The following is a 17,793-nucleotide window of genomic DNA, read 5'->3' on the forward strand; positions in this document are numbered from 1 at the left end:
ATGCACGAAGATACGAATCTTGGGCTAAGTTGAGACGAAAGATGGAGGTTTCGGGGATCTTACAGGTCTCTCTGTTTAGAATTTGGCTTTTGCAGCTTTCATGAAGCGGCTGGCGAAAACAAAATCGTTCAGTTCCTGAATATCGGTATGCGCAATCTCTTTATTTGATCCTTCCCAGAACTTTTTGCCTTCATAGAGAAAAAGAATGTAGTCGCCGATGCCCATAACCGAGTTCATGTCGTGCGTAACGACGATGGTTGTGGTGTTGTACTCTTCTGTAATCTCCTTGATCAGCTCGTCGATAACAATCGAAGTTTTGGGATCGAGCCCGGAATTCGGTTCGTCGCAGAAGAGGTATTTTGGGTTCATGGCAATGGCACGGGCAATGCCCACGCGTTTTTTCATTCCGCCAGAAAGCTCGGCCGGGAACAGTTTATTTTTTCCTTCCAGATTTACCCGTTCCAGACAAAAGTTAACGCGGTCCAGCTTTTCAGCATGCGTTTGTTGCGTAAACATGTTTAAGGGGAACATGATGTTCTCCTCGACGGTCAGGCTGTCAAACAAGGCTGATCCCTGGAACAACATGCCGATTTCTTTCCGTATTTCGATCCGTTCCTGAAAATCCATAGGGGTAAAATCACGATCGTCATACAGGACCGAGCCCGAATCAGGCTGGTGGAGCCCGACCATGCATTTCAGCAGCGTCGTTTTACCTGAGCCGGAACCGCCGATAATGAGGTTGGTTACACCAGACTCGAACTTGCTCGAAATACCTTTAAGTACCTGGTTCTCGTCAAACGACTTGTTAATATCCCTGATCTCGATCATAGCAGCAATTGTGTAACGATATAGTCGCAAGCCAGAATGGTGATACAGCTTACAACGACGGCCCGCGTACTGGCCTGTGAAACTTCTACGGCACCGCCCTTTACATAGAACCCTTCGTAGGCCGGCACCGATGTAATGACGAAACCAAAAACAAAAGCCTTGACCAGTGCCACAACGATCGTATAAGGATTAAAGTCTGTGGTAATGCCCTGAATGTATTCGGCCGGTGAAACGGCGCCTGAAAGCGTACCGCCAATGTAACCGCCGGTTATGCTCAGGAACATAGAAACAATTACCAGCAGCGGTACCATCGTAATCCCGGCAATGATTTTGGGTAAAATGAGGTAGCCAGGTGCATTGATGCCCATAATTTCGAGCGCATCGATCTGTTCTGTAACCCGCATGGTTCCGATCTCAGATGAAATGGCTGATCCGATCTTTCCTGCAAGTACAATGGCACTGATGGTAGGGCTGAGCTCCAGGATCGTCGAGTCGCGGTTAACTGAGCCGATGATGGTCTTAGGAATAAAGTCGCTGACCAGCTGAAAGGCGATTTGCAGTGTCATTACTGCGCCGATAAACGTAGAGATTATGGATATCAGTCCAAGCGAGCCAACTCCGATGTAGTTCATCTGCTTGACCATCTCCCTGATGTATATTTTGAGCTTTTCGGGTTTCCTGAAAACAGCCCTCAGAAGAAGCAGGTACCTGCCGAAGTTGGTAAAATTCATTCAATAGTAAACATTAACCGTGTTTGTACAATACTAATACAAAGAAACGATAAAATTGTTGGAGCCATTAAAATATTGTTAAAATTCAGCCGGTTTAAAGCATCTTTACGGCACGATCATTAATGATTCAGAAAGCAACCATGAATGCAGTTATTACAGGTGCAACCCGCGGAGTCGGGAGGGCGATTGCGGCGCAGCTGGCCGCCGACGGATATGACCTGGCCGTTTGCGCAAGGAACACCGAAGAACTCGGTCAGCTAAAAACGGAACTGGAGAGATACGGGCGTACGGTGCACACTTTTGCTGCCGATGCAGCAAGCAAAAAGGAGCTTCAGGCCTTCGCCGATGCCGTTGCGCAGCGGTTTCAGACGATAGATGTCGTCGTTAACAATGTAGGTGTGTTTTTTCCTGGAAGTTTATTGGATGAGGCCGATGAGCGTTTCGAGACCCAATTGCAGATCAACCTCTTAGCAGCCTATTATATGGCCAAGTTCTTTGGCAACATGATGCGGAACCAGCGCTCGGGACACTTGTTTACCATTGGCTCGGTAGCCAGTAAAAGGCCCGAACCAAATGCCGGAAGTTACAGTGTAACAAAGGCAGCCTTGCTTAGTCTTAATGATGTACTGCGGCAGGAACTGGCCCCGTATCATGTAAAGGTAACGGCAGTTTTGCCCGGCTCGACTTACACTTCCTCGTGGGAGGGAACAACGCTTCCAAAAGCGCAGTTTGTACAGCCGGAAGATATTGCCCAAACAATCAGCAGCGTGCTCAGGTTAAGTCCCGGCGCGAATGTTGAAGAGATTGTGATCAGGCCACTGCAGTTTCAGGGAGATTCAGGAAAAAAAGAGGAGAAATAATCATGGAAAACAGACTTTATAGAAACGAACACAATAAAATGATTGCAGGCGTGGCCTCGGGCCTTGCCGACTACATGCAGGTAGATATTACCATTGTCAGGCTGTTGTTTGTACTGGCAGGGATCTTTATGTTCGGCACCGGGCTGCTGGTATACATCGTCATGTGGGTCGTTATTCCGGTCAACAACGATCCCGTTGCACGGTTCACAAGATTCAACGAATATTTTGCTAAAGAGCAGCAGAAATACAACCCATTCGGCGCGCCGCCTGTCAATGCCGATCCGGGAGCGACCCCAGGCTCTGCCCAGCCAGACTGGACAAGCAAAACCTTTTCAGCTGAAGCGGACTTTAAGGTTGCGCCGAAAAACGACACCGGAAGAATCGTCGGCGGGCTATTTCTGCTTGTACTGGGCTGTTACTTCCTGCTTGACCAGTTTGATTTCATACCTTACTGGTTCAGGCTTAGAAAATTGTGGCCGCTTGTGTTCATCGCCATCGGCGTCATTTTCATTGCCAGGTCGAGACGAAAAAATGAATGGGACAAATGGAAGGCTGCAAATCCGGAAGATACAGCCGCAACGCCCGGGGGCTTCAGCGCGCAGGCGCCTGGTTCAGACACAACCACCTCAATCACTGCAACTACTGATTTTACTGAGGGCCAGGCGCCTGGCGCAGCCGACCAGCAAAAACCAGATCATTCAACTAACTTGTAAACGGTGCGCGAGCATCACAAAAGCTTTCAAACATGAAAACTGATAAACTTATCTGGGGAATCCTGCTGCTTTTTATTGGCAGCGTGCTCCTGCTCGAAAATTTTGGCGCCATTGAATTTTACTGGCGCAATGTATGGCGGTTCTGGCCGGTGTTCCTGATTATCGCTGGATTAAATGTGCTGTTCAACCGCGGAAATTCAAAGGCCGGAGGCATCATCTCGCTTGTTGTAGTTGTCATTGTGCTTGGCTTTGTCTTTGTAAAAGGACAGGAGCCACCACACACCCGCGGGTGGTGGGCAGATAATCTTAAAGAAGATATCGAGGTTGAACTTGGCGACAGGAAAAAAAGCCAGCTGCATTTTTCTGAGCCGTACGTAGCCGGATCTTTCCGGAAAAGTGTGCTCAACATCAAGGGTGGCGGTACTTCGTATAAGCTGAACGAATCTACTGATCAGCTGGTCACTGCTGACATTAACCGCAGGTCAGGGAACTTTTCGCTGCAAAAGCAATTGGGCGACAGTGTGCAGGAGGTGTCGCTGAACATGCAGGACAAAAAGCTCAAGTGGAACATGAACGATGGCGGCAATGACGTTGAGCTGCGGCTGAACCAGCAGCCCGAGTGGGATATAAACGTCAACGTAGGTGCAGGAGAGGTCGACTTTGACCTGAGCAACCACAAAGTACGCGCCTTCAATTTCAACGGCGGTGCCGCAGCGCTCGATATTAAACTGGGCAGCCTTTTACCCATTACCGATGTAACCGTCAAATCTGGCGTAGCCGATGTGAAAATAAAAATTCCTGCAACGGCAGGCTGCCGCATCAAGGCAAAAACAGGTTTGTCTGCAAAAGACTTTACCGGTTTTACCAAACTCGATAACGGCATGTACGAAACACCCAATTATGCGGGCTCTGCCACAAAGATTTTCATTAACTTCGATGGAGGTCTGAGCAATTTCGAAGTGGACCGCTATTGAGACAAAAAACATGAATGGTTATCTTGTCGTCATCAACGGTAAACCGAAAGGCCCCTATAGCCTGGAAGAGATGAAGCAGTTGTCTATTACCCCTGGTACGTTTGTGCGAAAACAGGGAATGGACGACTTTAAGGAAGCTCATGCAGTCGAGGAACTGCGTGAGCTTCTTGGTTTTTCTTATCTGAAAACCGCCCCGCAGTATTTTGCAGGTTTTGACCAGCGATTGCTTGCAACTGCCATAGACCACTTTATGATCCTGGCAATCTACACCATGCTGATCCTGCTCTCCTTTCTTTTTATTACCGGAAAAGATGAACGCCTGATGGCTTTTCTGGCGCCTATGCCACTCATCTTTCTGGCTAAACTGGTGTATGGCAGCTGGGCCGAGGGTTCTGCAAGGCAGGCAACGATCGGTAAAAAATTGCTCAGCATCAAGGTAACAGATCTTGAGGGCAGCCCGATCGGTTTTGGTCAGGCCCTGGGCAGGAATTTTGCCAAGGTACTGTCTGTTATTCCCCTTTTTTTTGGCTACCTGTACAGTTTTCTAAACCGTAAAAACCAGTGCTGGCATGACATTGCTGCCAGGACGCTAGTTATAAAAGACCGCCTTCTTTAATCCGTTTACGGGTTTTGGTGCATTAATCAGTGCCTGGCCAGCTCAACTTCTCCGATTTCAATCCGTATCTTTGTAAACAAATGGAACAAGCAGCAACAACACAGGGCTTAGCCGGGGCTTATTGTAATGACCTGAGCGGTTATTCCCGTTTTCTGACCCGCGAAGTACAGGTAGGCGAGATTGGCATTGGCGGCCACCATCCGATCCGAATCCAGTCCATGACAACGACCGATACCATGGATACGCTTGGCACGGTTGAGCAGACTATCCGCATGGTCAAATCGGGCTGTGAGATTGTCCGGATAACGGCGCCCAGTGTAAAGGAAGCCGAGAACCTGGCCAATATAAAAAGGGAGTTGCGGGCGCGGGGTTATACTGTTCCGCTTGTGGCCGATATTCATTTTACCCCCAATGCCGCTGAAATGGCCGCCCGGATCGTTGAAAAAGTAAGGGTTAACCCGGGCAATTATGCAGATAAAAAGAAATTTGAAAACATAGATTATACGCCTGCTGCCTACCGGGCTGAATTGGAACGGATCTATCAAAAATTCATTCCGCTGGTAAAAATCTGCAAGGAGTATGGTACGGCCATGCGGATCGGTACCAACCACGGCTCCCTGTCTGACCGGATCATGAGCCATTATGGCGACACACCGCGCGGCATGGTCGAATCGGCGATGGAGTTTATACGCATGTGCGAAGACCAGCAGTATTACAACCTGGTTATTTCCATGAAAGCAAGCAATACCCAGGTGATGGTGCAGGCTTACCGCCTGCTGGTTGAGAGTATGGTCAAAGAGGGCATGAACTATCCATTGCACCTCGGCGTCACCGAGGCGGGCGATGGCGAAGACGGTCGCATTAAATCTGCCGTCGGTATCGGAACGTTGCTGGAAGACGGACTTGGCGATACAATTCGGGTCTCGCTGACTGAAGACCCGGAGTTCGAGGCACCCGTTGCGCGGCAACTGGCCGCACGCTACAGCCGTATGCGTGCAGGTGCGTCGCCTTATGCCGGAAAAATTTCAGCAGAACGCCGCAGTTATGATCCGTATATGTACCGCCGCCGGGCAACCAATGCGGTTGCGGCCATTGGTGCTCAGCAGCACCCGGTTGTGCTGATCGATATTTCCAGGCAAAATCTGAAAGATCCATTTGTCTTAAACAGCTGCGGTTACCAGTACAGTGCTGTATTGGACAAATACAACCTCGGCGACCAGGCCTGCGATTTGGTGTACCTTGGCTCATCACTGCCTTCGTTCTCCCTGCCGGGAGCCCTGAAGCAGGTTTACGATTACCCGACATGGAAAAACCTGCAAGCGCGGGAACATTGTTACCCGCTTTTTTCCCTGCAGGAATATTTAAGTTCAACCGAACGGGATGAGCAGCTTAACCTGATCGCCATAGATGCCTCGTCGGTGTTGCCTGCACAGCTTCCGCCGCTGGGCGATAGAACGGTGCTTGTGCTGGAAACTTCGGCCGGCGCCATGCAGGACCAGCGCGGCTTTTTCGAATTGCTTAATCGCGAGGGACTGCCGGTTCCGGTTATTGTCAAGAGATGTTATGCAGACGCAGATGCCAACAGCCTGATGCTGGATGCAGCTACCGATCTGGGCGCGCTCCTGACCGATGGATTTGGAGACGGGATATGGATCGACGCACCCGGCGCCCCGCTCGCTGCAGTCAATTCAACCTCGTTCGGCATATTGCAGGCTACCCGTACACGCATCAGCAAGACCGAATACATTTCATGCCCGAGCTGTGGCCGCACGCTTTTCGACCTGCAGGAAACCACGCAAATGATCAGGGCCAAGACTGATCACCTTAAAGGCATCAAGATCGGCATTATGGGCTGCATCGTAAACGGCCCCGGCGAAATGGCCGATGCCGACTATGGATATGTCGGCACCGGCCCGGACAAAATAACCCTATACCGGGGCAAGGAAGTTGTTAAAAAGAATGTGCGTTCAGCCTTTGCACTCGACGAACTGATCGAACTGATCCGCGAAGATGGCAACTGGGTAGACCGTACTGTCTCCTAATCTGTTGCCAGAAAGGCCAGGCTGCGTTCAACTACTTTTACCAGCTGTGCCGGCAGTGCATCGCTTGTGTGCGGATGTGTCGCGGCGTAAACGTGGTTTGCCTTTTCAATTTTCAATAGCCGGCTGTTTGGCTGTGCGTCTGCCAGGCGCTGAGCCACCGCGAAAGGAACATTCACATCATCATCGCCATGCACAATTAACCACGGCACGTTGATTTTCCTGGCGGCCGCCGGGATATCAAATACTTCCGGATTTTCGTCCAGGTCATCGAGCAGCGTTTTATCGACCGGCATATCCTCGCCGGTCCGGGCATTGGTTACATGGATTCTGCCCGTCTTCGTCCAAATCGCTTCCTGTTCCTTTGTCCAGAGACTTTTGAAATTATCTATTGCACTCAGTGTAATGAGCTTTTTAACGCGGGTATCGGTGGCGGCTTGCAGTATAGCCAATCCACCACCGCGGCTATGGCCAAGCAGGTAGAGGCTGTTGTCTTTCGAATAAGATTCAAGAATAAAGTCGATCACCTTTTTAAGGTCGAACATTTCTTTTGAGATCGTATTTGAAGCAAATGTCTCAAGGTCGGTGACTTCTGCCTGGTTTTCGGGTGTAACGCCGTTGTGTGAGAAATTGAACTTAACATAACGGTAGCCGCCCGCAGCAAACTGCCTTGCTACCTGGTTGTGGGTACCCCAGTCCTTAAAACCTTTAAATCCATGTATGAACAGGACAATGGGTTGCTGCACATTTTTCTCTTCGAAGGTGAGGTCTCCGGTTATCAATTTTCCGTCTGCGCCTATCAGGCTAAAATCATGTTGTACGATCATATATTGAATTTTAGGTTTCTACTTCAGAAGAGCGTTACCAGAGAGCGTTACCGGAGAGCGTCGTTAGGCGTTGTAAGAGAGCTTTACAAGGAGAGCGCATTCAGCTGCGCGGCAGGCCAGGCAACCTTGAAGGCCAATTGTTCGTACCTTGATGTAGGCAGGGGCCTGAGCGGGTTAAAGTCAGGAGATAGCAGTGGTTTTGAAGGCTGCGCGCAATTGCAACCTGTAACCGGAATGCACCTGCTGAACAACAGCCCGGAGATCGTTTACAGGGAATACTTCGGTTCGTGTTCATTATTTATAATCTTTCTAAATTAAGGCAAATTACAGGTCAATGACACGAGAATATACTGGCAATATTACTTTTGTACCCGTTATCAGTAAAGACGAGGCCACCTTGGAATTTTTAAAAGTAATAGCTTTCACGCACCATCACATCGACTTGAAATCCCTCGGGAAACTGGTCATTTGCGATGAGAACTTAGAAGGTCGGTTAAGAAACATCCAGTCTCAGCTCAACATCAGCGAAATCTTTTATATCGGTACCTGTAACCGGGTTGAATTCGTGTTTTTAACAAAAGAACGCACTGATAAGGCCTTTATTGCTAAATTTATGCAGGTGCTCGATATGGGCCTGGCTCCTGAATTTATGGAGCGTTTCCTGGATAGCCTGACCCTCTATGAGAACGAAGAGGCCTTCAATCATTTACTTAGAACATCATGCTCGCTTGAAAGTTTGATCGTTGGCGAAAAAGAGATCCTGGCACAGGTAAGAAGGGCTTACGAGAACTGCCGTGATGCCGGTTTTACAGGAGACTACATGCGTCTGATCATGGACCGCGTTGTCAAAACCGCCAAAGAGGTCTATACCCATACCAATATATCTAAAAACCCGGTTTCTGTGGTTTCCCTGGCCTATCGCAAATTGCGTGAACTACAGATGTGCGGCAATTCGCGTATTCTGATCATCGGTGCCGGAGAGACCAACCAGAACATAGCCAAATACCTGAATAAACATAAGTTTTCTAATTTCTCCATTTTCAACCGCACGCTATCAAAAGCAGAAACGCTTGCTGCCGAGCTGAATGGGAAAGCTTTCAGGCTTGATGAACTGGAGCATTATTCGGAAGGCTTTGATGTGATCATTACCTGTACCGGTGCCACTGAACCAATACTCACCAAAGCAGTATACAGCAGGTTGTTGAATGGCGATACGGGCAAAAAGGTTATCGTTGACCTGGCTATCCCGAACGATACTGCTCCGGATGTGGTTCGTGATTACCCGATTCATTACATCGAAGTGGAATCGTTAAAAGAGATTGCCCGCAAGAACATACAGGAACGGTACACCGAACTGGTGCATGCAGAGCAGATCATTGCGCAGAACACCGAAGAGTTCGATAAGGTACTGAAACAGCGCAAAATTGAACTGGCCATGAGCCAGGTGCCACTAAAAATCAAAGAGATCAAACAGACCGCCATAAACGGGGTCTTTGCAGACGAAATTAACAGGCTTGATGACTCATCGCGCGAGCTGTTGGAGAAGGTGATGTGTTATATGGAAAAAAAATACATCAGTGTTCCGATGGTTATGGCGAAAGAGATCCTGGTAAAGAACGCCTGATCATCAGTAAACCGCAAATTTCAGGATTAAAGGCTGTGTTTTGGCTTTTTGCAGGCAGAATAATTCTGTTTTTTTGCTGTATTCCCATAAATTTGAGAAATTTTTAATCGTAGTGAAGAAACTAATCATCGGAACCCGGGGAAGTGACCTTGCTTTATGGCAAGCCAATCACATTATGAAAGAACTTGCGGCCATTGGCCTGGAGTCTGAAATCAAAATCATCAAGACCCAGGGAGACAAGATTCTTAACCTCAGGCTTGATAAACTGGAGGGTAAGGGTTTTTTCACAAAAGAACTTGAAGACGAGTTGATGGCGGGTACGATCGATATTGCGGTCCATTCGCTTAAAGATCTTCCTACGGTTAATCCGCCGGGGCTTACCATTGCCGCAATCCCTAAACGCGAAGAGGCAACCGAATACCTGCTGATCCTGAAAGACTGTGTAGACGTTTCCAAAAAGTTATCGCTAAAAAAGGGGGCCATGGTTGGCACTTCTTCCAACCGCCGCAAATCGCAGCTGCTCGGCCTGAGACCCGACCTGGAGATCGAAGACCTGCGCGGGAATGTACCGACGCGGATAGCCAAACTGCGCAATGAAGACTACGATGCCATTCTGCTGGCTAAGGCAGGCGTCAAGCGCCTTGGTCTGGACCTGAGCGATCTTCATGTTGAAGAGCTTCAGACGACTGAACTCATTTCTGCACCTGCGCAGGGTGCACTCGGCATCCAGATCCGCGAAAGTGACACCGAACTCTTCGCGGCTTTGCAACCCCTGAACGACGCGCGCACGGCAGAAGAAGTTGGTGTGGAACGTAAGGTCCTGAACCTGTTCGAAGGTGGCTGCCACATGCCACTTGGCTGCTACTGCAAAAAGGAAGGTGCCGATTTTGAGGTATGGACCGCCAAAGCAAACGATGCCGAAGATTTTCCCAAACGGCTGTTTCTCCGTGCCGGAAGCAGCGAAGGGCTCGCCGAAAGGATCGTAGCCGCATACAATGCCGACAAAAAACGTCCTGCGAAGGTTTTTATTTCGCGTGAAATCGGTGAGCACAGTTATTTCAGGCGTGCACTCGCAGAAAGCGGCATCGAGATCGAGGGGCGGTCGCTGATCAGGACCTTCCCGATCGTGAACATTCTTGATCCTTTTTATCTTAAAAACATAGACTGGATATTCTTCAGCAGCCGCAACGGCGTTGAATATTTTTTTAAACTCAATCCGCAGCTGCCAAAAAAAACCCGTTTCGGCGTGGTAGGGCATGGATCTGAAGACGCCCTTCGGCAATTTGGCCATTTCGCAGATTTTGTTGGTGAAAGCGGCGATGTGACTGAGGTCGCAGCCGATTTTGCAGCCCTGGTGCCGGGGCAGACCGTTTTGTTTCCGCGCGCTGCAGACTCTCTGCAGACTGTTCAGAAAGCGCTTGGCGCAGATACCCGCATCGTAGACCTGCCGATCTATGAAACAGTAACTGAAGAAAATATTGACGGTTCTTCTGCAGATGTGCTGATCTTTACCAGTCCATCGAACGTCGATGCCTATTTTGCCGGCAACCTGCTCGAGCCTGGCCAGCAGGTGATTGCCATTGGCAGTTCGACCGGCCGCAAGTTCGAGGAGATGGGTGTAACCTATACACGTCCCTATTCGCCAGACGAGATTGGCCTGGCTGAAGCCGTTTTTGCACTTGAGGTCAGGTAGACCGCTTTTTGAATGTGCCATGATTAAAGGTTTACATGGCTGTGATGCAAAACCTGTGTTTTAAATACAGGGATACGGATATTTGCAGCTAAAACAACAAAACAGATTTATGCTACACCGGCCGCGCAGATTAAGAAAAAACCCGCTTGTTCGGGAAATGGTTGCAGAAACGAGGTTATCGAAAGAGATGTTCGTTTATCCTTATTTTGTCGTTCCGGGCGAAAACATTGTGCGTAACATTGATGCCATGCCGGGGGTAAGCCATTTCTCTGCCGATACGCTGATGGCCGACGTTGAGAAAGGTCTGCAAACAGGCTTGAATAAAATTATGCTGTTCGGGGTGGGTGATGAGAAAAGCGATGACGCGCGTTCAGCCTACAATCCGGAATCGCTGGTTCCTGAAGCCGTCAGGCTGCTGAAAAAACAATTTGGCGATGACCTGTACATCATTACCGACGTCTGTGTCTGTTCTTATACCACGCACGGGCATTGCGGCATTCTTCACAATGATTATGTAGACAACGACCTGAGCGTTGAGCTCGTCTCGAAAATGGCCAGGGTCCATGCAGAAGCCGGGGCAGACATGCTGGCGCCTTCAGACATGATGGATGGCCGGGTTGAAGCGATCAGGAATACGCTCGATGCCGGCGGATACGTCAATACCGCCATCATGTCGCACGCTACCAAATTTGCTTCTGCTTATTATGGTCCGTTCAGGGAAGCGGCCGACTGTGCGCCAAATAAGGGCGACCGCAAGGCTTACCAGATGGACTTTCGCAATCCTGAAGAAGCGCTGCGCGAAGCCCTGCTCGATGAAACCCAGGGTGCAGACGTGCTGATGGTTAAACCAGGCCTGGCGTACCTGGATATCCTGGCCAGGCTAAAAGAAGTCTCCTCCCTTCCGCTGGCCGTTTATAATGTTTCTGGAGAGTATTCCATGATAAAAGCCGCTGCAGAACGCGGCTGGATCGACGAACAGAAAGTGGTCATGGAAACTATGTTTGCCTTTGCCCGTGCCGGTGCAGGCATCATCACGACTTACCATACAAAAGATATTTTGAATAACAACTGGTTGTAGTTCCGGGAGGACCGCAACAAAATCCAACTACATGTTAGACTCATTGAAAAAGATGTTTACCGGAAACGAATCAGATATACCGGTCCAAACCGGCAGCAAGCCGGACATTTCTCGTGAAAAATCGGCCGAGTTGTACGAAAAAGCGAAAAAATATTTCCCTGGAGGTGTAAACTCGCCTGTTCGTGCTTTCAAATCTGTTTACGGCACTCCGTTATTCATTCAGAAAGGCGATGGCTGCTTTGTTTGGGATGCTGATGGCAATCAGTTTATTGATTTCTGCGGCAGCTGGGGGCCGCTGATCCTTGGTCACAATCACCCCAAAGTACGTGAAAAGGTGACCGAAGTGATGCAAAACGGCATGAGCTTTGGCGCTCCGACCGCCCTCGAAAATGAACTGGCCGAGCTGATACTCAAAAACAACCGTTATGTAGAAAAGATCCGGTTTACCAGCTCCGGTACGGAGGCGGTCATGTCTGCCATCCGGCTGGCGCGGGGTTTTACGGGCCGCGATAAAATCATAAAATTCGACGGCTGTTACCACGGCCATTCAGACTCCCTGCTCGTTAAAGCCGGTTCCGGCCTGGTTACCTTTGGCGAAACCTCGTCGGCGGGCGTTCCAAAGTCTTTTGCAGCGGAAACGATCGTGATCCCGCTCAATGACCGGCAGGCGGTTGAAGAGGCATTTGCCCGTTTTAAGGAGCAGGTGGCTGCTGTCATTATAGAAGGTATCCCGGCAAACAATGGCCTGCTGCTACAGGAGCCTGAATATATGAAATTCATCCGTGAGGCCTGTACGGCCAATGGCGCATTGCTGATCCTGGATGAGGTGATTACCGGCTTCCGGCTCGGACTGGAGGGCGCGGCGGCGCACTACGACATTAAACCCGATATCCTGACCTACGGTAAAATTATTGGCGGCGGCCTTCCTGTGGGGATGTATGGCGCCTCGGCCGAGATCATGGGGCATATTTCGCCTGATGGCGGCGTTTATCAGGCCGGCACCCTTTCGGGTAACCCGGTAGCCATGGCGGCAGGAATTGCCCAGATTACCGAGCTTTCCCGCTCAGGTTTTTATAAAGATCTGAATACCAAGGCTCAGGAATTTGTTGCCAGCATACAGCGGTTTGCCACTGCGCGCAATTACCGGTTTAAAGTGTTTACTGCAGGGTCGATCTTCTGGTTTGCCTTCACCGATCAGGAACACATCCGTACATCGGCTGAAATTGATGCAGGCAGCATGGAAAAATTCAAGGTCATGCACCGGGAGCTGCTCAACAGGGGCATTTATCTTGGCCCTTCGGGTTATGAAGTCGGTTTCGTTAGCGCCGCCCACAGCAAGATCGAGCTTGAGAAGGCGAAACGCGCTATCTTCGAGGCGCTTGACGTTGTCTTCAGCAACAAATAAAATTGATACATTTGAACAGACAAAAGGACCGGAGTTGAAAAAATCGCTGTTGATATTTTACGTGCTGCTCGCCTATGCATTGATGGAAATGTTCTGGTGGGGTTTGGTGATCGTGCGGCTCAAACCAGACCGCATGAGCATGCTGATGGGAGAGGGTGCGGTTTTTCTTTTTTTGCTGTGTGTGGGCGGGTACTTCATCCACAAGTCGATCAAGAAAGAAGATAAGATGCACGAACAGCAGCAGAATTTCCTGCTTTCTGTTACGCATGAGCTTAAATCGCCCCTGGCGGCCATTAAACTCTCCCTGCAAACCATTATTAAACGGGACCTTGACAAACAGAAACAGAACGAGCTGCTGGGCAACTCGCTCAAAGATATCGAGCGCCTTGATGATATGGTAGAAAATATGCTGCTGGCCACCCGCATTGAGAACCGTTCGTATTCTTATCCGAAAGAAGAGTTTGATCTTTCTGAACTGGTGCTGCGCATTACCGACCGTCTGCAAATCCATTCCTGCGGCTGTGAGCAGATCATAAAAACACATATCGAACGTGGCATACCGGTATTTGCAGATAAGTTCGCCCTGTCTTCGGTGGTGACCAACCTGGTTGAAAACGCCGTTAAATATTCGGGGCCCTGTGCCGAAGTGTATGTGGAGCTGACGCGTAAGGACGGACACACCGTGCTTAAAGTCGCCGACAAGGGGCCGGGCATTCCTGATAATGAAAAAATGCTCATATTTGATAAGTTTTACCGCGTGGGCAACGAGAATGTGCGGAAAACAAAAGGAACCGGGCTGGGTTTGTTTATTGTAAAAGAAGTGGTTCAAAGTCACGATGCTGATATCATCGTAAAAGATAATGCGCCTCAGGGTGCCATTTTTGAAGTAACATTTAGTTAATCAACGTATGTCGCAAAAACAAAGAATTTTACTGGTTGAAGACGAGGATCACCTGTTGGATGCCATCAAACTGAACCTGGAACTGGAAGGGTATAAGGTGCATGCGGTTAAAGACGGAAAAACGGCCTTGAAAGTGTTCAAGGAGGAGCGTTTTAACCTGATCGTCCTTGATGTGATGCTGCCCGAAATGGATGGTTTCCAGGTATGTGAGACCATTCGCCTCGAAAATACCGAAGTTCCTATTCTTTTTCTGACTGCGAAAAATACGTCGGAAGACCGTGTTCTCGGTTTGAAAAAGGGAGCCGACGATTACCTGGTCAAACCTTTCAATCTTGAAGAGCTGATCCTGAGGGTGGGTATCCTCGTTAAACGCAGTCTTAAGCCAGACGATCTGAAAGAACTCAACTCTTACCGTATCGGTGACAAAACCATCTATTTCAATTCCTTTGAATTGAAAAATGACGACGGTACGATTACCCCGCTTACCAAGAAAGAAACCATGCTGCTCAAATTGCTTATTGAACGTAAGAATGAAGCGGTTTCGCGCGAGCAGATCCTGGAGACGGTCTGGAATTACGATGTTTATCCTTCCACCCGCACGATCGACAATTTTATTCTTACTTTCAGGAAATACTTCGAACCGGATCAGAAAAACCCAATCTATTTTCATTCGATCCGCGGCGTAGGCTATAAATTTACTGAGAACGCCTAATGTTTAACGCCCGTGCGCGGTATGCCCTGATGGCCGGTTTTGGCCTGAGTGTAGCGGTATGCCTTTTCTATAAACAATACGAACTGGCCGCTGCGGCCGGCTTTTTTATGGGCTTCGTGTTCTGGAGTCACATTAAACAGGGTTCGGTGCTGCAGGCCTCAAAATTCTTTAAGAACGGCGACCATGACAAAGCTGCGGCTTTGCTGGCCGAAACCGGTAACCCCGACCGCCTGGCCCCGAACCGCCGTGGCTATTACGAGTTTATGCTGGGTAACATTGCCCTGAAAAAAGAGCGGTTCGAAGCGGCAGAAACGCATTTCCAGATTGCGAGCCGGTTTCCGGTAGGTGGAAAAAACGACAAAGCTTTCGTTTTGATCCACCTTGCCAACCTGGCACTGCGCAGAAAAGACAGGGAGCGCACAACGGCCTATGTAAGCCGGGCCAGGGAACTTGCCGTTACAGAACGCGCAAAAGATATTATTGAACAAATAGAGCGGCAGGTGCAGAAACTGCCTCCGGCCGCAAAGGCCGGCGGGCCTGCCGGAGCCGACAATTAACGATACATGCAAAACACCTTATTTTTAGATGCTGCCTTTTCCCGGCCTACACCTCGCCCGCCCGTCTGGATGATGCGGCAGGCCGGACGCTTCATGCCACAATACTGGGAAATCAAAAACAAATATTCTTTCCTGGAAATGTGTAAAACGCCCGAGATTGCGGCAGATGTGACCATGTTGCCCGTCGACCTGCTCGGCATTGACGCGGCCATCCTCTTCTCAGATATTCTCGTTACCGGCGAAGCCATGGGCGGTGAGCTCAGTTTTACCCAGGGGGTAGGCCCCAGGTTTGCCAATCCCGTCCGCACGGCAGCCGATGTTGACCTTCTGGAAACCGATGTCATAGACCGGCTGCAGTATGTTGCCGATGCCATTGCAGTCATTCAGCAACGCCTTGGCGGGCACATTCCGCTGATCGGCTTTGCCGGCGCGCCGTTTACGGTCATGAGTTACCTGGTAGAAGGTGGCTCGTCAAAAGACTTTAAAACTACCAAACTGCTGCTGCACAACCAGCCCGAGCTCGCACATCGGCTGTTGGCCAAGATCGCGAAGGTGACTACCGATTACCTGAATCTGCAAATTGCGGCGGGTGTAAATGCCTTGCAGATCTTCGACAGTTGGGCACTGGCCTTGTCATGGAATGATTATGAAGAGTTTTCGCACCGATACATTAAGGAGATCATCGGCGGACTGAACCGCCAGGACATCCCTGTCATTTCATTCTGCAAAGGGAGTTCGGTATTTGCACCAATGATGGCAGAGGCCAAACCGGATGTCATTTCTATAGACTGGAATGCCGATCTGCTGAACGTTAAAAAAACGTTGCCTGCCGGAATCGCCGTTCAGGGCAACCTTGATCCGCACATTCTCTATGCAGACAAACCGGTTATTAAACAACAAATACACAAACTTTTTGAACGCATGCGCGGCGAAAACGGGTTTATCTTCAACCTGGGCCACGGCATCATGCCCGACATTCCGTTCGATCACGTAAAATATGCCATCGAGGTAGTTCGCGAATTCAGCTACTAATTATGGGAGCTTACAGTTACATCCTCGCCATTCACATTATTTTCGTCGTTAGCTGGATGGCGGGGCTGTTTTATATTGTTCGGCTGTTCATTTATCATACCGAAGCCAACGACCGGCCGGAACAGGAGCGGCTTATTCTGCAGAAAGAATATGCAAAAATAGAAGCACGGCTCTGGTCAATCATTACTACCCCAGCCATGGTACTTACGGTTGCGGCAGGCATTACGATGATCTGCCTGAACCCCGGCCTGCTTCAAACTCCATGGTTTCATGTCAAGATCGGTTTCGTGTTGTTGCTGCTGGCCTATCATTTTAAATGTCAGCATATCTTAAGGCAACTTCGTCAGGGAGTTTTTAAATACAGTTCATTTAAGCTGCGCCTGTGGAACGAAGTAGCAACCATTCTGCTGGTCGGCATCGTGTTTACGGTTAAATTAAAAAGCGCGGTCGACTGGGTGTGGGGCTTGCTTGGGCTTGTGCTGTTTTCGATGGTCATCATGACTGCCGTTAAAATTTACAAGAATTACCGGAATCGCAAAGGAATCTGAACCCGTCGTTGCAGCTTCTCCTGGGTTGTTATCCCTGTCTTTTTTGAAGCGCAGCGGTACTGCTGTTTTTGCCGTTCGTCCTGCTGTTCACTCTAGCCCTCGTGCCTCGGGGCTGCCGTTTCCATCAGGGCTATAACCGGCGGCCGGGTGCTTTCAAACCTGCAAGCGTCCAACCTTCCCGCTTATCAGGCTGCTGTATTTTTCCACGTACAGCAATAAGTCAGCGCACCAAACGTTTTCAGGTTGTCTTTGTGATCGTGGCAGATTTTTTGCTGCTTTCGTGACTGCTGCCGCTGTTTCAGCGCTGCATTTTTTAGGGGGTCATTTTGCCGGTCGCTGAACAGCGCCGGGGTTTAACAGCGCATGGCGCATAAAACAAAATAAATGACATCTGCACCCCTGGCAGCACCCTGCCTCTATTTATTTGCTGTGAAGCGAACGCATCCTTTGTTCAGGCACTGTTCCGGGCCAGATGTCTATTGCCATCACCTTTCCGCAGCCAACCCGTTTTAAAATTTATGAGCATCCCCACCATCCCTCTTCAGCTGATCAAAGCTGAAAAACCGGCCATGAAGAACACGGCGGTTCAGCATGTAAGCAAACATTTTGACATCGTGCTGGGCATTGATTTTCACTGGACAACCTTTCCCTTTAT

General features: G+C 49.5%; 17 protein-coding genes. 14 read left to right on the forward strand and 3 right to left on the reverse strand.

Annotation, left to right across the window (positions count from 1 at the left end; all coding sequences use genetic code 11):
• Positions 1–75: 75 nt before the first annotated feature.
• Together C7T94_RS07185 and C7T94_RS07190 are read right to left on the reverse strand one after the other, a co-directional pair.
• Positions 76–828 (reverse strand): ABC transporter ATP-binding protein, encoded by a 753-nt coding sequence (locus tag C7T94_RS07185; RefSeq protein WP_107214574.1) that lies wholly within the window; start codon positions 826–828, stop codon positions 76–78.
• A complete protein-coding gene (locus tag C7T94_RS07190) occupies positions 825–1,559 on the reverse strand; it encodes an MlaE family ABC transporter permease (RefSeq protein ID WP_107214575.1) in 735 nt (244 codons plus the stop codon). The genes C7T94_RS07185 and C7T94_RS07190 overlap by 4 nt, the downstream gene beginning before the upstream one ends.
• Positions 1,560–1,699: 140 nt before the next feature.
• On the opposite strand from C7T94_RS07190, the gene C7T94_RS07195 reads away from it, so the two are divergent.
• From C7T94_RS07195 to ispG, 5 genes are all read left to right on the forward strand, one after another.
• Complete coding sequence (locus tag C7T94_RS07195) at positions 1,700–2,419, forward strand: SDR family oxidoreductase (RefSeq protein WP_107214727.1); 720 nt, start codon at positions 1,700–1,702, stop codon at positions 2,417–2,419.
• Positions 2,420–2,421: 2 nt separating this feature from the next.
• Complete coding sequence (locus tag C7T94_RS07200; protein WP_107214576.1) at positions 2,422–3,132, forward strand: PspC domain-containing protein; 711 nt, start codon at positions 2,422–2,424, stop codon at positions 3,130–3,132.
• A gap of 32 nt (positions 3,133–3,164) precedes the next feature.
• Positions 3,165–4,106 carry a LiaF transmembrane domain-containing protein gene (locus C7T94_RS07205; RefSeq protein ID WP_107214577.1) on the forward strand — a complete coding sequence of 314 codons (942 nt, stop codon included), beginning with the start codon at positions 3,165–3,167 and terminating at the stop codon, positions 4,104–4,106.
• Positions 4,107–4,116: 10 nt separating this feature from the next.
• Entirely contained in the window at positions 4,117–4,722 is a 606-nt protein-coding gene (locus C7T94_RS07210) for an RDD family protein (protein WP_107214578.1), read from the forward strand.
• Positions 4,723–4,802: 80 nt separating this feature from the next.
• Positions 4,803–6,764, forward strand: a complete 1,962-nt coding sequence (gene ispG, locus C7T94_RS07215; RefSeq protein ID WP_107214579.1) for a (E)-4-hydroxy-3-methylbut-2-enyl-diphosphate synthase — start codon at positions 4,803–4,805, stop codon at positions 6,762–6,764.
• On the opposite strand, the gene C7T94_RS07220 is transcribed toward ispG, so the two are convergent.
• Positions 6,761–7,588 (reverse strand): alpha/beta hydrolase family protein, encoded by an 828-nt coding sequence (locus C7T94_RS07220; RefSeq protein WP_107214580.1) that lies wholly within the window; start codon positions 7,586–7,588, stop codon positions 6,761–6,763. The two genes, ispG and C7T94_RS07220, sit on opposite strands and share 4 nt — an antisense overlap.
• A gap of 397 nt (positions 7,589–7,985) precedes the next feature.
• Here C7T94_RS07220 and hemA point away from each other — a divergent pair, with 397 nt between their 5' ends.
• The 9 genes from hemA (at position 7,986) to C7T94_RS07265 (ending at position 17,138) form a co-directional block, all read left to right on the forward strand.
• Complete coding sequence (gene hemA, locus C7T94_RS07225) at positions 7,986–9,212, forward strand: glutamyl-tRNA reductase (RefSeq protein ID WP_107214728.1); 1,227 nt, start codon at positions 7,986–7,988, stop codon at positions 9,210–9,212.
• Positions 9,213–9,324: 112 nt separating this feature from the next.
• Positions 9,325–10,905 carry a hydroxymethylbilane synthase gene (gene hemC, locus C7T94_RS07230; protein WP_107214729.1) on the forward strand — a complete coding sequence of 527 codons (1,581 nt, stop codon included), beginning with the start codon at positions 9,325–9,327 and terminating at the stop codon, positions 10,903–10,905.
• 109 nt (positions 10,906–11,014) lie between these two features.
• Complete coding sequence (gene hemB / locus C7T94_RS07235) at positions 11,015–11,983, forward strand: porphobilinogen synthase (RefSeq protein WP_107214581.1); 969 nt, start codon at positions 11,015–11,017, stop codon at positions 11,981–11,983.
• Between the two features lie 31 nt (positions 11,984–12,014).
• Positions 12,015–13,388: a glutamate-1-semialdehyde 2,1-aminomutase gene (gene hemL, locus C7T94_RS07240; RefSeq protein ID WP_107214582.1), complete on the forward strand. Its 1,374-nt coding sequence runs from the start codon at positions 12,015–12,017 to the stop codon at positions 13,386–13,388.
• 34 nt (positions 13,389–13,422) lie between these two features.
• Positions 13,423–14,289 carry a sensor histidine kinase gene (locus C7T94_RS07245; RefSeq protein WP_107214730.1) on the forward strand — a complete coding sequence of 289 codons (867 nt, stop codon included), beginning with the start codon at positions 13,423–13,425 and terminating at the stop codon, positions 14,287–14,289.
• 7 nt (positions 14,290–14,296) lie between these two features.
• Positions 14,297–15,001 carry a response regulator transcription factor gene (locus C7T94_RS07250; RefSeq protein WP_107214583.1) on the forward strand — a complete coding sequence of 235 codons (705 nt, stop codon included), beginning with the start codon at positions 14,297–14,299 and terminating at the stop codon, positions 14,999–15,001.
• Entirely contained in the window at positions 15,001–15,558 is a 558-nt protein-coding gene (locus tag C7T94_RS07255; RefSeq protein WP_107214584.1) for a hypothetical protein, read from the forward strand. The genes C7T94_RS07250 and C7T94_RS07255 overlap by 1 nt, the downstream gene beginning before the upstream one ends.
• A gap of 6 nt (positions 15,559–15,564) precedes the next feature.
• Positions 15,565–16,590 (forward strand): uroporphyrinogen decarboxylase, encoded by a 1,026-nt coding sequence (gene hemE / locus C7T94_RS07260; protein ID WP_107214585.1) that lies wholly within the window; start codon positions 15,565–15,567, stop codon positions 16,588–16,590.
• 2 nt (positions 16,591–16,592) lie between these two features.
• On the forward strand, positions 16,593–17,138 hold the full coding sequence (locus tag C7T94_RS07265) for a CopD family protein (RefSeq protein ID WP_107214586.1): 546 nt from the start codon (positions 16,593–16,595) through the stop codon (positions 17,136–17,138).
• Positions 17,139–17,793: the final 655 nt, after the last annotated feature.

This window comes from Pedobacter yulinensis (genome assembly GCF_003029735.1).
Classification (GTDB): Bacteria; Bacteroidota; Bacteroidia; order Sphingobacteriales; family Sphingobacteriaceae; genus Pedobacter; species Pedobacter yulinensis.